Consider the following 13,082-nt stretch of genomic DNA (forward strand, 5'->3'; position numbering starts at 1 on the left):
CACTTTCTTACTGGGCGGTGGGGAGGTCAGGGGCTGGAACGCCCGAGGGCACCGCCCGGTACTTTTTCAACACCTGGCTCATGACCTCTTGAAAGATCGGGGCGGGTGCAGCGGACGTATTCATTTTAACAGGGTCAGCCAGGCTGACCGAGACGACGAACTCCGGATCGTCCGCGGGAGCGAAGCCCGAGACCGACACGAGGTAGCCCGTGGAGTAGCCTCCGTGGCCGTCCGGCATCTGCGCCGTTCCGGTTTTCGCCGCGACACGGTAGCCGGGGATGTTCCACACGCCGCTCACCCAGCTGTTGTTGTAGACCATTTCGAGAACCTCGGAGGTTTCGTTCGCGGCCTTCTCGGAGAGAACCCGGTTTCCCTCCGGCTCCGGCTGGCCGGTGATCGTGCCGTCGGCGTGTCGGCAGCCTGCCAGGAGTTGCACGGGCATCCGCACGCCGTCGTTGGCTATCGTTTGGTAGACGCTGGCGACCTGCAGGGCGGTGGTCGTGAGGCCCTGACCGAACATGGTGGCGTACGCGGTCTGGGCGTCCCAGTCCTGGTACGGGTGCAGGATTCCGCCGTCTTCCCCCGGGAATCCGGCGCCGGTGGCCGTTCCCACACCGAACTTCGTCAGGTAGTCGTAGCGCTGCTTGTTCGTAAGCATTTCGCCGAATTTGGACATGCCCGTGTTCGACGAATCGATCAGCACGTCCGTCATCGTCATCTGCTGGTCGGGGTGCTGGTGGCTGTCGTTGATGTTGGCGCCGTTCGACGGCAGGTAGCGATACGGCGCCAGCACCTGGGTGTTCAGATCGGCCACGCCGGCGTCGAGAACGGATGCGGCGGTGAGGGCCTTCAGGGTTGATCCGGGTTCGAATGACGCCCTGAAGGCACGGGAACCGCGATCGTTGGGGTCGGCGGTGCCGCCGATGTTGTTGGGGTCGACGGAGGGATAGTCCGCCACGGCGAGGAGCTTGCCTGTCTTGGCGTCCTGCACGACGGCCGTGCCCCACGCTGCGCCCGTTTCCTGCGCCCGAGCGGCGAGGGTCTGCTGTACGAAGAATTGCAGGTCCGAGTCGATGGTCGTGATGACGTCACCGCCGTCGACCGCTTCCTTGGTGGTAATGCTGCTCCCGGGGATCCGAACGCCATCGGCTCCCTTCTGGTACGTTTCCGTGCCGTCTTCACTGGCGAGGCAGGCATCCTGCCCTCGTTCGAGACCGGCCTGTGCGGTGCCCTCCCCCGACACGAATCCGACCAGGTTTCCGGCAACGGCACCGTTCGGGTAGACCCGGCTGGGGTGTGTCCGCGGGTACAACCAGGGGATGTCGAGCTTGTTGATGGCGCGGAGGGCGTCAACGTCGACCTGCTTGGCGATGTAGGCGAAATCCGATTCGGCGTTGGCGGCGAGGGCGTCGGAGATGATGAGCTGGATCGCGTCGCCGGTCTGGCCGGTGATGGCTCCCAGTTCGGCGGATGCCTGCGCGACCGTGACCGTCGCCCGCTCGTCGCTGTCCTCAATCGCGCGCGTGAATTCCCCCACGTTCTTGGGTGACACGGTGATGTCGTAGCGCATCACGGATTCGGCGAGCACCACCCCGCCTTCGGTGACGATTGCCCCGCGCGTCCCGTACACGGTCTGGTCGACCGAACGGTTGCCGACGGAGTCGGCGGTGAGCGCCTCGGCACGCACGACCTGGATGTCGACGAGCCGACCGACGAACACCGACATGATGATGAACAGCACGACGACCGTGGCCGCGACCCGTCGCCGAGCCGACCGGGTGGTGTGCGGCCTGGTCGGGACGGCTTTCTTCGACACGGTCAAATCCTTACCTCGGCCTGAGCACTAGCGGGTCGTGGGCGATGGCAGGCCCGCGGGAATCACGGGTGCACTCGTCACGGCAACTGCGGCAGCCGCACCGTTCACGTCGGTTCCGGCCGCGCCTGCGGGCAGCTGGCTGAGCACGATGTTATCCCCGAGGAGGGAGTTTGGAACGAGGCTCGCCGAAGTCGCCTGTGAACCTGAGGCGGAGCTGGGAGCTCCCAGAACGGCACCGTCGGAGAGCCGCAGATACACCGGGTTGGAGTTGGTGACCAGGCCGAGGGCCGCGGCATTGGCCGCGAGGCTCTGCGGCGATGACACCTGCACGAGGTCTTCGTTCACGCTGGCCTCGGTTCGGCTCAGTTCGGCCTGGCTGGATTGCAGCGCCGAGATCTCGTAGGCGCCCTGCGAAATGCCCACGCTCAGCAGCAGCTGCGCGACGATGATGGCGCCGACCCCGGCAATGGCCGTGAGCGCGTACGCGATGCGCGGGCGGGAGCGACGCCCGGCCGACGGGGACACAATCTGAAACCGGCGGTGCTCCTCGGCGTGTTCCGTCGAACGCTGCGGAGCACCCGCCTGTGGCACTCGTGCAAGGTTGTCGCTCATCAGGCCCTCCTCAAACGCTCAGCGGCACGCAGCCGCACGGGTGTTGCTCGCGGGTTTTCCGCTTTTTCATCGTCGGACGCGAGTTCAGCGCCGCGAACGAGAAGTTTGAAGACGGGCCGGTGTTCGGGAAGCTCCACCGGAAGCCCGGCTGGCGCCGTGGACCCGGAGGCGCCCGCCAGTGCCCGCTTGACGATGCGGTCTTCGAGGGATTGGTAGGCCATCACGACGATTCGTCCGCCGACGGTGATCGCGTCCAGCGCCGCGGGGATCGCCCGTTCCAGCACCGAGAGTTCCTGGTTGACCTCGATCCGGAGCGCCTGGAAAACCCGCTTGGCCGGGTGCCCCATGCGCTGCACCACGACCGGGGTGGCCGCAGTGATCACCTCGACGAGCTGGGAGGAACGGATGAACGGAGTGGCCTCCCGCGCCGTGACGATGGCCTTGGCGTAGCGGGCAGCGAGTTTCTCCTCGCCGTAGTCCTGGAAGATGCGGCGCAAATCCGGCTCGCTGTAGGTGGCGAGGATGACTTCGGCGGTCAGGTCCGAGGTGTTGTCCATCCGCATGTCGAGCGGCGCGTCCTTGGAGTAGGAGAAGCCGCGCTCGACCCGGTCGATCTGAAGAGACGAGACGCCGAGGTCGAACAGCACCCCCTGGACCTCCGGAATGCCGAGTTCCGTGAGGGCGTCACCGATCCCGTCGTACACGGTGTGGACGAGGTGCACGCGGTCGCCGAAGGGAGCGAGACGCTCTCGCGCAATGGCGAGGGCTTCGGGATCACGGTCGAGGCCCACGAGCGTGAGCTCGGGAAAGCGCTGCAGAAACGCCTCGGCGTGTCCGGCCATGCCGAGGGTCGCGTCAACGAGAACCGCCCCGGGAGGTGTCAGCGCCGGGGCGAGTAACTCGATGCACCGTTCGAGCAGGACTGGGGTGTGGATGTCGTCTATGGCCATAATGCCGGGCTGGTCCCTGCCGCCTGATCCCCATCCATTCTGTCCTGGCACCGGGGAAGTGTGTCAGGGCGAACGGCTGGGAGTCAGGCGCCAGGGGCTAGAAAAGTCCCGGAATCACCTCCTCCGTCGTGTTGGCGTATGAGGTTTCCTGCTCGGCCAGATAGCTGGCCCAGGCCTCGCTGTCCCAAATCTCTACTCGGCTGCCGGCACCGATAACGGTGAGTTCGCGGTCGAGTCCCGCATAGGAGCGGAGATTGGCTGGAATGGTGACCCGATGCTGTTTGTCGGGTGTCTCGGAGCTGGCTCCGGAAAGAAAGACGCGCAGGTAGTCGCGTGCCTGCTTGCTGGTGACCGGTGCCTGACGGATCTTGTCGTGCAGGTCTTCAAACTCCCGGGAGCTGAAGACGTAGATGCAGTGTTCCTGGCCGCGGGTCATCACCAGACCCGTCGACATCTCGTCCCTGAATTTTGCGGGAAGGATGATGCGTCCCTTCTCGTCGAGCTTGGGGGCGTAGGTGCCAAGAAACATGCATCACCCCTTCTCTTCCGGCCGGATTCAGGTGTTGCTCCACTTTACTCCACTCTCAACCACAAAATCCGGAATATTCCCACATCTTCCACTTTTCTTGCGGTGCATGCCAAGAAAAATAAGGGATCGGCGAGTGGAGGAAAAAGAGATCCGTTCATCGATTCGCGGCCGAGTTTGGGCACAAAAAAAGGACCGATCAGATGATCGGTCCTTCTTTAGGCAAAAATCCCCGTGAGAGGGAGCGCCGGGGAGTTTGTCAGAACTCTCCGCGTTCGGTGTCTACTGCCCGTCCTGGCGGCGGTCCCACCGTTCGTTCAGTCGATCCATGAATCCCTTGTCCGTGCGACCCTGCCCCGGACGACCGGACGGGCCGGCGGACGGTGCACCCTTCAACCCCTTGATCGATGCGCCGGGCGAGAGCGCGAGCAATACCCCCGTGAACATCACAGCAAAACCGACGATGCCCAGCCACAACAGCTGCAGCGCCACTCCGGCGATCAGGGCAACGATGCCCAGAACAGCGAGAAGCACGCCAATGGCGATTGAGCGGTAGTTGGGACGAAGGCGCGACACGCCTACACTTGCGACAAAATCTGCATCGTTGTGATAGAGGCTGCGCTCCATCTCTTCAAGGAGTCGCTGCTCTTGTTCAGAAAGCGGCATCTCATTCCCTCCAATTTCGGGATCGAGCGGGTTGAATCATAATTCTAGTCCCGTCAGGATGACTAGGCTAGGCGGGTGGCTGAAAGCACTCATGTCGTCGATCTTGTTCAATCCCGCATCGACCGATTCCTCACTACCCGTGAACCAATTGTGGCCCTGATCAGCCCCGAACTTACGCCTCTTGTGGCCTTTTCTCGGCAGTTTCTCAGCGGTGGCAAGCGCTTTCGGGCGCTTTTCTGTTACTGGGGCTGGCAGAGTGTGCGCACCGACGCGTCGACGTCCGATTCTGCCCCGTGGACGGGCCCCGGCGACGAGGATCTGTCGGCCGTTGTGGGCGCCGCATCGGCACTCGAGTTCTTTCACGCCGCCGCGCTCGTGCACGACGACATCATCGACAACTCCGACACTCGCCGCGGCGCGGCGTCCGCGCACAAACTCTTCGAGCGACTGCACGGCACCGAGGGCTGGGTGGGCAGCTCGCCGCAATTCGGCCGGGACTCGGCGATCCTGCTCGGCGATCTGCTCCTGGGCTGGAGCGACGAATTGCTCGACGAGGGGCTGGCGACCGTGTCGGATCGGAAAGCGGCCCTCGCCGCTCGATCGGAATTCAACCGGATGCGCACCGAGGTGACGGCCGGGCAGTACCTGGACATCCTGGAAGAGCGCGCCTGGCGCACGGCGCCGGAAGATGAGCTGTGCGACCGGGCTATGCGGGTGATCGAATTCAAGTCCGCACGGTACAGCGTGATGGCGCCGCTCGTGATCGGTGCCGCCCTCGCCGGCGGCAGCGACCAACAGCTGGACTCCCTGCGGGCGTTCGGGCTGCCTCTCGGCATCGCCTATCAGCTGCGGGACGACCTGCTCGGGGTCTTCGGTGATGCGGCGGTGACCGGCAAACCCAGCGGGGATGACCTCCGTGAGGGCAAGCGCACTGTGCTGATCGCGCTCGCCCGCCAAGGACTCTCGGCGCAGGCGCGAGTCGTCCTCGATGAGCAGCTCGGCGATCCGAACCTCGACGCCGATCGCATCGCGGCCTTGCAGGAATCGATCCTGCACAGTGGCGCCGTGGAGCGGGTCGAAGCCCTCATCACGGAACGGTTGGCCGAAAGCCTTGCCGTGATGGATACCGCCGACCTCAGCGGCCGGGCGAAGAATCAACTCCGCGCCCTTGCCGACAAGGTGGCGCGCCGGACGTTCTGAGGAGTGGGTACCCCTTAGGCGAGCGCCTGGGCGACGCGACGCACTTCGGCCTTGCGTCCGGCGCGAAGCGCGGCAATCGGAGCCACGCCCAGGCTGTCGTCCACATCAAGGAGCCAGCTCATGGCCTGCTCGTTGGTGAAGCCATCGTCGTTGAGGACGAAAATCGTTCCGCGCAGTTCGGGCAGGGGCGCGCGGTCCCGGAGGAACTCCGCGGGAACCTGCAGCACGCCGTCGCGGCGGATGGCGAGAAGGTGGTGGTCGTCGATCAGCTGCCGGACCCTGCTCTGGGTTATTCCGAGCATCTCGACGAGTGCGGGGATGGTCAGCCATTCTGGCTCTGAATTCTGGGGATCTGCAAACTCTTCGGTCACAGCTTAAGCTTGCCATGACTCGGCGAACTCGCAAAACGAGTTGCGTTCCGACGTGGGTTTTGGTAAAAATCGCTCACGTATCACTGATTGACTCGAGTAGGCAACTGTGCCAGCCTCATCCGGGGGACTTGGGTGTAGTACAAAGAAGGAGTTCCATGTCGACCGAGGTGAGCACAATCGTTGACGCGGTCGCTGCAGAAGACACGCAGCGCGATCGCCGCACCAAATCCGCAGACCGGAAGGGATCGAGGGCGCTCCTCACCGTTCCGATCGTGGTCGTCGGCACTCTGGCCATCAGCCTGAACCTGGCCGCACCCGCACATGCCGCCGTGGCCAAGAAGCCGCTGAATCCGAAACTCATTGAGAGCGCCACAAGAACGGCTCCGGTCGTGAAGACCGCCACCGAGACCGCGCCGTCCCAGTACTCCGTCGCCTCCGGAGACACCGTCAGCGGCATCGCGGCGCGCTTCGGCCTGTCGACCTCGGCCGTCTTGTCGCTCAACGGTCTCGATTCGGCCGCCCTGATCTTTCCCGGCCAGGTCCTCGAGCTCGCCCGGACGGCCGCGGCGACGCCCGTCGCCTCGGCCTCGCCTGCCGCATCCGCCGCGTCGTACACGGTGGCGAGCGGAGACACGATCGGCGGCATCGCCGCCGCGCACGGTCTCGGTACCGACGCGGTGCTCAGCGCGAACGGCCTCGACCGCAGCAGCGTGATCTACCCCGGCCAGGTCGTCGTCCTGCCGGGCGGCGCGGAGTCCGCCCCGCACATGGTCCAGGCCGCCTTCATCACCCCGATGGCGCCCGTGACGGCGCCGATGTCGGCAACCGCGCACACGATCCAGACCGGTGACACGATCAGCGGCGTCGCTGCAGCGTCCGGCATCAGCATTCAGGCGATCCTGGATGCGAACGGCCTCGGCTGGTCGAGCATGATCTACCCGGGTCAGGTGCTCACGATTCCCTCGCCGGCCTCCGTGCTGCCCGACGCAACCCACGTCACGCCGCTGACCGCCGAGATGCGCGCCAACGCGGCGACGATCGTGGCCGTGGGGCGCTCCATCGGCGTCACCGACCACGGACTCGTCATCGCCCTCGCGGCGGCAGCCCAGGAATCGGGTCTGCGCAATGTCGATCACGGCGACCGGGATTCGCTCGGACTATTCCAGCAGCGCCCGAGCGTGGGTTGGGGTACCCCTGAGCAGACCATGGACCCCGCGCGCGCGGCGCTCGCCTTCTTCGGGGGCAGCAGCAACCCGAATGCCGGGGTCACCCGGGGCCTGCTCGAAATCGCGGGCTGGGAGTCGATGACGGTCACGCAGGCCGCCCAGGCCGTGCAAATTTCCGCCTATCCCGACCACTACGCCAAGTGGGAGACGTCCGCTCGGGCCTGGCTCGCACAACTGGGCTAGCGGCGCGCGGCGTTCTAGCAGGCTCATCGCCCTGAGCTTCTCTAGACTCGACGAGTGAGTGAAACCCCGACCGACCAGATGATCGGCCGTCTAATCGATGGTCGATATCAGGTGCGCTCCAGAATCGCTCGAGGCGGTATGGCCACGGTGTACCTTGCCACCGACCTCCGCCTCGAACGCCGCGTGGCGATCAAGATCATGCACGGCCATCTCGCGGACGACAACGCCTTCAAGAGCCGGTTCATCCAGGAGGCGCGTTCCGCGGCCCGCCTGGCGCACCCCAACGTGGTCAACGTCTTCGACCAGGGCCAGGACGCCGACGCGGCCTACCTGGTGATGGAGTATCTGCCGGGCATCACCCTGCGTGACCTGCTCAAGGATTACGGCAGGCTGACCCCGGAGCAGACCGTGGACATTCTGGAGGCGGTGCTCCGCGGCCTCGCCGCGGCACACAGCGCCGGAATCGTGCACCGCGACGTCAAACCCGAGAACGTGTTGCTCGCCGATGACGGCCGCATCAAGATCAGCGACTTCGGCCTTGCCCGCGCGGTCAACAACAACACGGCGACCGGGCAGGCGCTGCTCGGAACGATTGCCTACCTCTCCCCCGAACTCGTAACGAGGGGCATCGCCGATGCCCGCAGCGACATCTACGCCCTCGGCATCATGACCTTTGAGATGCTCACCGGAGAGCAGCCGTACGTGGGCGAGGCGCCCATGCAGATCGCGTACCAGCACGCCAACGACACGGTACCGATGCCCAGCAGCAAGGTCACCTCGACCCCGCGCGATCTGGACGAGCTCGTGCAGTGGGCCACCGCCAGAGACCCGGAGGAGCGCCCCAGAGACGCGCGCGTCATGCTCGATCAGCTCCTGGCGGGGCGCGGGCATCCCGGTGCCGACTCTCGCGGTCAGGAGCCCACCGCGCTCCAGCCGACGATGATGCTGCCCGGGCTCACGAGCGTGACCGCCAACGCGGAGACGCAGATCCTCGCCGCGGCCGCCCGCGAGGGCAGCATGCCGCCCACAAGCGTTCTCGGCCCCGTGACGGCGGCCGGCGTCGCGCCCCAGGCTCCCGACAACAGCACCGCACTCGCCACGAAATCGCGCCGCCGCAAACGTCGAGGCTTCTGGCTGTTCGCCCTCGTACTGCTCATCGCCACGGCCCTCGCGGGCACCGGCTGGTACTTCGGTTCCGGCCCCGGCTCCGACATCGCCGTTCCCGCCGTCGCGAATCTGTCCCCCGCCGAGGCCGCCGCGCTGATCTCCGGCGTGGGTCTGGCATCGGAGGAGAGCTCCGAGTACAGCGCCGATGTTCCCGAAGGCATCGTGATCGCGACGAAGCCCTCGGACGGAACCCGGGTGTCCAAAGACAGCACGGTGACCGTCGTCGTCTCCCTCGGCCTGCAACCCATCACTCTTCCCCCACTCGCGGGGTTGAGTCAGGACGACGCGTCGAGCCAGATCACGGCCCTGCTGGCCGAGGTGGGCAGCGTGGACGCGATCTTCAGCCCATCGGCTGAGGCTGACACGGTCATTTCGGCCAGCCGCGCCAGCGACGACGGCGACGTCTCGGAGGGCGGCGGCTACTTCCAGGGACTCAAGGTGAACCTGGTCGTGTCACTCGGCGCCATTCCCGATGTCGCGGGCAAGTCGGTCGACGAGGCCACCGCCGTGCTCAAGGACAAGGGCCTGGTTGCCGTCCCCGGGGAGGAAACCTACAACGAGACGGTCGCCGAGGGTGATGTGATCACGGCTTCCGCGGAGGCGAAGGGGCCGGTGCGCGTCGGGGACACGTTCAGCCTGACGATCTCGCGCGGCCCTGCGCCCGTCGATGTGCCCGATGTGATCGGCATGTCGTGGAACGACGGCAAGAAGAAGCTCACCGACCTGGGCTTCAAACTGAGCTACAACCCGGGCGCCGACGCCATCTCGGCCCTGCTCCAGGTGCAGTCCACCGATCCGGCCGCCGGCACCTCCGCGGCCAAGGGCAGCACCATCACGCTCAAGCCGACCAACCCGTTCGGCTAGCGCCGGCACCATCGCAGCGCCGGCACCTCGCTTCCCCGAGGAACCAGCGTGAAGGTCAACTTCTCCGCATAGGTCGGGCGCACCACAGAGAAAGGGCCGGACCGACGCTCGCGCGACGGCCCGGCCCTTCACCGTTTCGGAAACTACCCGCGCGGCGGACGCCCGAGCTCTTCGGCCACGAGGAAGGCCAGCTCAAGGGACTGCATGTGGTTGAGGCGTGGGTCGCAGAGGGACTCGTACCGTGTCGCGAGAGCCGCCTCGTCGATGTGCTCCGAACCTCCCAGACACTCGGTGACGTCGTCGCCGGTGAGCTCCACGTGGATTCCTCCCGGGTGCGTGCCCACGGACCGGTGCGCCTCGAAGAAGCCCTTGACCTCGTCGACCACGTCGTCAAAGCGACGAGTCTTGTAGCCGGTGGGCGTGGTGACACCGTTGCCGTGCATCGGGTCGGTGACCCACAGCGGCGTCGCGTCGCTCGCTTTGACGGCTTCCAGCAGCGGCGGGAGCGCATCCCGGATCTTGCCGGCACCCATGCGGGTGATGAAGGTCAAGCGACCGGGCTCACGGTCCGGGTCCAGCTTGTCGATGAGACGCAGCATGTCGTCGGAGGAGGTGCTCGGGCCGAGCTTCACACCGATCGGGTTGCGCACGCGCGACAGGAAATCGACATGGGCGCTATCCAGGTCGCGGGTGCGCTCACCGATCCAGATGAAGTGCGCCGACGTGTTGAACGGCGTTCCGGTGCGCGAGTCGATCCGCGTCATCGGGCGTTCGTAGTCCATGAGCAGACCCTCGTGGCTGGTGTAGAACTCGGTGCGCTTGAGCGCCTCGAAGTCCGCGCCGCACGCGGTCATGAACTTGATGGCCCGGTCAATTTCCTTGGCGAGCTTTTCGTACCGCTGGTTGGCGGGGTTCGCGGCGAAGCCCTGGTTCCAGCTGTGCACCTGGCGCAGGTCGGCGAAACCGCCCTGTGTGAAGGCGCGAATCAGATTCAGGGTGGATGCGGCGGTGTGGTAGCCCTTCACAAGCCGGGCCGGGTCGGCCTGACGCGACTCGGGCGTGAAGTCGTAGCCGTTGACGATATCGCCGCGGTAGGCGGGCAGCGTCACGTCACCGCGAGTTTCGAAGTCGCTGGAGCGCGGCTTTGCGAACTGGCCGGCCATGCGGCCCATCTTGATGACGGGCATCGACGCACCATAGGTGAGCACGACGGCCATCTGCAGCACGGTTTTGACCCGATTGCGAATCTGGTCGGCCGTCGCACCGCTGAAGGTCTCCGCGCAGTCACCGCCCTGCAGCAGGAACGCCTGTCCGGACGCGGCCTCGGCCAGACGATCCCGCAGGATGTCCACCTCGCCGGCGAAGACCAGCGGGGGCTGCGTCTCGAGCTCGGCGGAAGCCGCGGCGACGGCATCGGCATCGGGCCAACGGGGCTGCTGCTTGATCGGCAGCGTACGCCAGTGATCCAGTCCGGCGACTACAGATGCTTCTGCCAATACGACTGGTTCGGTGGGGTCTACCACGAGATAATTCCTGTTTCCTGTCTGCGGCGCACACAAGTGCGCCTGAATGGTGCGGCGCCCACACGGGGCACAGCCCTGAAGGGGGCAGAGCGCAGTGTTTTCAGCTTATCGCGAAAGGTTGGCCCGCTTCTCTTTCACGCTCGTGGCGTACACGTCCACGTACTCCTGGGTGCTCAGTCGCTGCAGCTCGTACATGAGCTCGTCGGTGACCGAGCGCAGCACGAAACGGTCACCCTCCATGCCCTCGAAGCGGGTGAAATCAAGCGGGGTGCCGACGACGATCCCGATGCGGCGCACCTTGGGTATGCGCGTTCCGGTGGGCATGGCTTTTTCGGTGTCGATCATGGCGACGGGGATCACCGGCACGCCGGACTCCATCACCATGCGGGCCACACCGGTACGTCCCCGATACATTCGGGCGTCGGGGCTGCGGGTGCCCTCGGGGTAGATTCCGAGCACCCCTCCCGCGCCGAGCACGCGCAGGCCTGTGTTGAGCGAGTCCTCAGACGCTTTGCCGCCCGAGCGATCGATCGGCAGCTGCCCGGTGGCCTTGAAGAACTGCCGTGTCGCCCAGCCCTTCAGCCCGGTCCCGGTGAAGTACTCGCTTTTCGCGAGGAACACCACCCGGCGCGACACGACGAGGGGAAGAAAGATCGAATCGATGAAGGACAGGTGGTTGCTGGCGAGGATGACCCCGCCGGTCTTGGGGATGTTCTCCAGCCCCACCACCCACGGCCGGAAGATTCCCAGCAAAAGCGGTCCGACCACAATGTTCTTCATAAACCAGTAAAACATTGTGCTCGATCTCCATCCGACTCCAACATCATACGGCGGGTGCGCACGTCATTTCTGCAGCGCACTCCGCGCGCGCCGTGATCAGCGCAGGGCGGCGATCCGCGCGAGGTCCGCGGCGCCCACCACGCCCGCGTCATTCACGAGCTGCGCAATGGCAAAGCCGGCCTCGGGGTGATACCCGCGCGCCGGCAGGTGTTCGAGGTACGCCGCGCGTATCGGCTCCAGCAGCAGGTCGCCGGCCGCGGCGACTCCCCCACCGAATACGAAGACCTGGGGGTCCAGAACGGCGCCGAGGCTTGCACAGGCCGCGCCGAGAGAAGCGCCGAGGGTTCCCAGCGCGGCGACCGCTCCGGGATCGCCGCTTTCGATGAGACGCCCGACCTCTTTTCCGGTGAGTTTGCCCTTGCGCTCCCGCGCCGCCGCCAGGCCGACGCCGATCGGGCCGGCATCGGCGATCTCGTTCGCGATGCGCAGCAGCGCCCGGCCCGAACCGTACTGTTCGATGCATCCGCGGGCCCCGCAGCCGCACGGCAGCCCGTCGGGAACAAGACGCAGATGACCCAGTTCAGCGCCGGCGCCGAAGCCGCCCCGGAACAGGCTGCCGTTGGCGACGATGGCGCCGCCGACACCGGTGCCGATGGTAAGCGTGACCATGTCGGTGAAGTCACGGCCGGCCCCGTAACGGAACTCGGCCCAGCCGGCCGCGTTGGCATCGTTCTCGATGATGATCGGCAGATCGATCCGCGCCTCGAGCTTGGCGCGGAAGGGTTCGTTGCGCCAGCGAATGTTGGGGGCGTAATACACCGTGGACTGGGCCGCATCGATGAAACCCGCGGCGGCCACTCCCGCGGCGACGACGTTCTCACCCTGCGCCAGATCGGTGATCATCGCGACCACGACGTCTTCGATCTCGCCCGGATCGGCGGGATTTGTGGGTTTGCGGTCGGCACGAAGGATGACTCCGTTTTCGTCGACCAGAGCGCCGGCGATCTTGGTGCCTCCGATATCAATTCCAATGGCGTGCATGGCGGCACCTTTCGTGGGAGGCAGGACGGAGCGGGCGTGGCGACCTAGCAGGCCAACACTGCACCACCTAGAGTGTACTTAAGCAGCCCGTCGTGCAGCGAAGCACCAGATCACCGCCAACATCTGCGGGGGAAGCGTAGTCATCCCCGCCGGTACC

The 13,082-nt window shown here is 65.8% G+C and carries 12 protein-coding genes; 3 read left to right on the forward strand and 9 right to left on the reverse strand.

Annotated features, from left to right (window positions below; all coding sequences use genetic code 11):
• Positions 1-7: 7 nt before the first annotated feature.
• The 5 genes from AC1MB9_RS08140 to AC1MB9_RS08160 form a co-directional block, all read right to left on the reverse strand.
• A complete protein-coding gene (locus AC1MB9_RS08140) occupies positions 8-1,816 on the reverse strand; it encodes a peptidoglycan D,D-transpeptidase FtsI family protein (protein ID WP_479964504.1) in 1,809 nt (602 codons plus the stop codon).
• Positions 1,817-1,843: 27 nt separating this feature from the next.
• Positions 1,844-2,428 (reverse strand): cell division protein FtsL, encoded by a 585-nt coding sequence (ftsL, locus tag AC1MB9_RS08145; RefSeq protein WP_479964505.1) that lies wholly within the window; start codon positions 2,426-2,428, stop codon positions 1,844-1,846.
• Complete coding sequence (gene rsmH / locus AC1MB9_RS08150; protein ID WP_479964506.1) at positions 2,428-3,378, reverse strand: 16S rRNA (cytosine(1402)-N(4))-methyltransferase RsmH; 951 nt, start codon at positions 3,376-3,378, stop codon at positions 2,428-2,430. The genes ftsL and rsmH overlap by 1 nt, the downstream gene beginning before the upstream one ends.
• 97 nt (positions 3,379-3,475) lie before the next feature.
• A complete protein-coding gene (gene mraZ, locus AC1MB9_RS08155; RefSeq protein WP_479964507.1) occupies positions 3,476-3,907 on the reverse strand; it encodes a division/cell wall cluster transcriptional repressor MraZ in 432 nt (143 codons plus the stop codon).
• 279 nt (positions 3,908-4,186) lie between these two features.
• Entirely contained in the window at positions 4,187-4,570 is a 384-nt protein-coding gene (locus AC1MB9_RS08160; RefSeq protein ID WP_479964508.1) for a DUF3040 domain-containing protein, read from the reverse strand.
• A 75-nt stretch (positions 4,571-4,645) separates the two neighbouring features.
• Here AC1MB9_RS08160 and AC1MB9_RS08165 point away from each other — a divergent pair, with 75 nt between their 5' ends.
• Positions 4,646-5,770: a polyprenyl synthetase family protein gene (locus tag AC1MB9_RS08165; RefSeq protein ID WP_479964509.1), complete on the forward strand. Its 1,125-nt coding sequence runs from the start codon at positions 4,646-4,648 to the stop codon at positions 5,768-5,770.
• A gap of 14 nt (positions 5,771-5,784) precedes the next feature.
• Here the strand turns inward: AC1MB9_RS08165 and AC1MB9_RS08170 are convergent, their stop codons facing one another.
• Positions 5,785-6,141 (reverse strand): Rv2175c family DNA-binding protein, encoded by a 357-nt coding sequence (locus AC1MB9_RS08170; protein WP_479964510.1) that lies wholly within the window; start codon positions 6,139-6,141, stop codon positions 5,785-5,787.
• Positions 6,142-6,296: 155 nt separating this feature from the next.
• On the opposite strand from AC1MB9_RS08170, the gene AC1MB9_RS08175 reads away from it, so the two are divergent.
• The gene (locus tag AC1MB9_RS08175; RefSeq protein WP_479964511.1) at positions 6,297-7,550 is read left to right on the forward strand and encodes a LysM peptidoglycan-binding domain-containing protein; all 1,254 of its coding nucleotides are present in this window, start codon (positions 6,297-6,299) and stop codon (positions 7,548-7,550) included.
• A 54-nt stretch (positions 7,551-7,604) separates the two neighbouring features.
• Positions 7,605-9,581, forward strand: coding sequence for a Stk1 family PASTA domain-containing Ser/Thr kinase (gene pknB / locus AC1MB9_RS08180; protein WP_479964512.1), 1,977 nt, complete (start codon positions 7,605-7,607; stop codon positions 9,579-9,581).
• Between the two features lie 143 nt (positions 9,582-9,724).
• On the opposite strand, the gene AC1MB9_RS08185 is transcribed toward pknB, so the two are convergent.
• From AC1MB9_RS08185 to AC1MB9_RS08195, 3 genes are all read right to left on the reverse strand, one after another.
• Positions 9,725-11,104 (reverse strand): class II 3-deoxy-7-phosphoheptulonate synthase, encoded by a 1,380-nt coding sequence (locus tag AC1MB9_RS08185; RefSeq protein ID WP_479964513.1) that lies wholly within the window; start codon positions 11,102-11,104, stop codon positions 9,725-9,727.
• Between the two features lie 105 nt (positions 11,105-11,209).
• Positions 11,210-11,899, reverse strand: a complete 690-nt coding sequence (locus AC1MB9_RS08190; protein WP_479964514.1) for a lysophospholipid acyltransferase family protein — start codon at positions 11,897-11,899, stop codon at positions 11,210-11,212.
• A gap of 81 nt (positions 11,900-11,980) precedes the next feature.
• On the reverse strand, positions 11,981-12,925 hold the full coding sequence (locus tag AC1MB9_RS08195) for an ROK family glucokinase (RefSeq protein ID WP_479964515.1): 945 nt from the start codon (positions 12,923-12,925) through the stop codon (positions 11,981-11,983).
• Positions 12,926-13,082: the final 157 nt, after the last annotated feature.

Source organism: Cryobacterium sp. AP27 (genome assembly GCF_056680495.1).

Coding starts and splice junctions, on each gene's coding strand:
- ftsL (WP_479964505.1), bottom strand. CDS start 2,428: ATGAGCGACAACCTTGCACGAGTGCCACAGGCGGGTGCTCCGCAGCGT.
- rsmH (WP_479964506.1), bottom strand. CDS start 3,378: ATGGCCATAGACGACATCCACACCCCAGTCCTGCTCGAACGGTGCATC.
- mraZ (WP_479964507.1), bottom strand. CDS start 3,907: ATGTTTCTTGGCACCTACGCCCCCAAGCTCGACGAGAAGGGACGCATC.
- AC1MB9_RS08160 (WP_479964508.1), bottom strand. CDS start 4,570: ATGCCGCTTTCTGAACAAGAGCAGCGACTCCTTGAAGAGATGGAGCGC.
- AC1MB9_RS08175 (WP_479964511.1), top strand. CDS start 6,297: ATGTCGACCGAGGTGAGCACAATCGTTGACGCGGTCGCTGCAGAAGAC.
- AC1MB9_RS08190 (WP_479964514.1), bottom strand. CDS start 11,899: ATGTTTTACTGGTTTATGAAGAACATTGTGGTCGGACCGCTTTTGCTG.
- AC1MB9_RS08195 (WP_479964515.1), bottom strand. CDS start 12,925: ATGCACGCCATTGGAATTGATATCGGAGGCACCAAGATCGCCGGCGCT.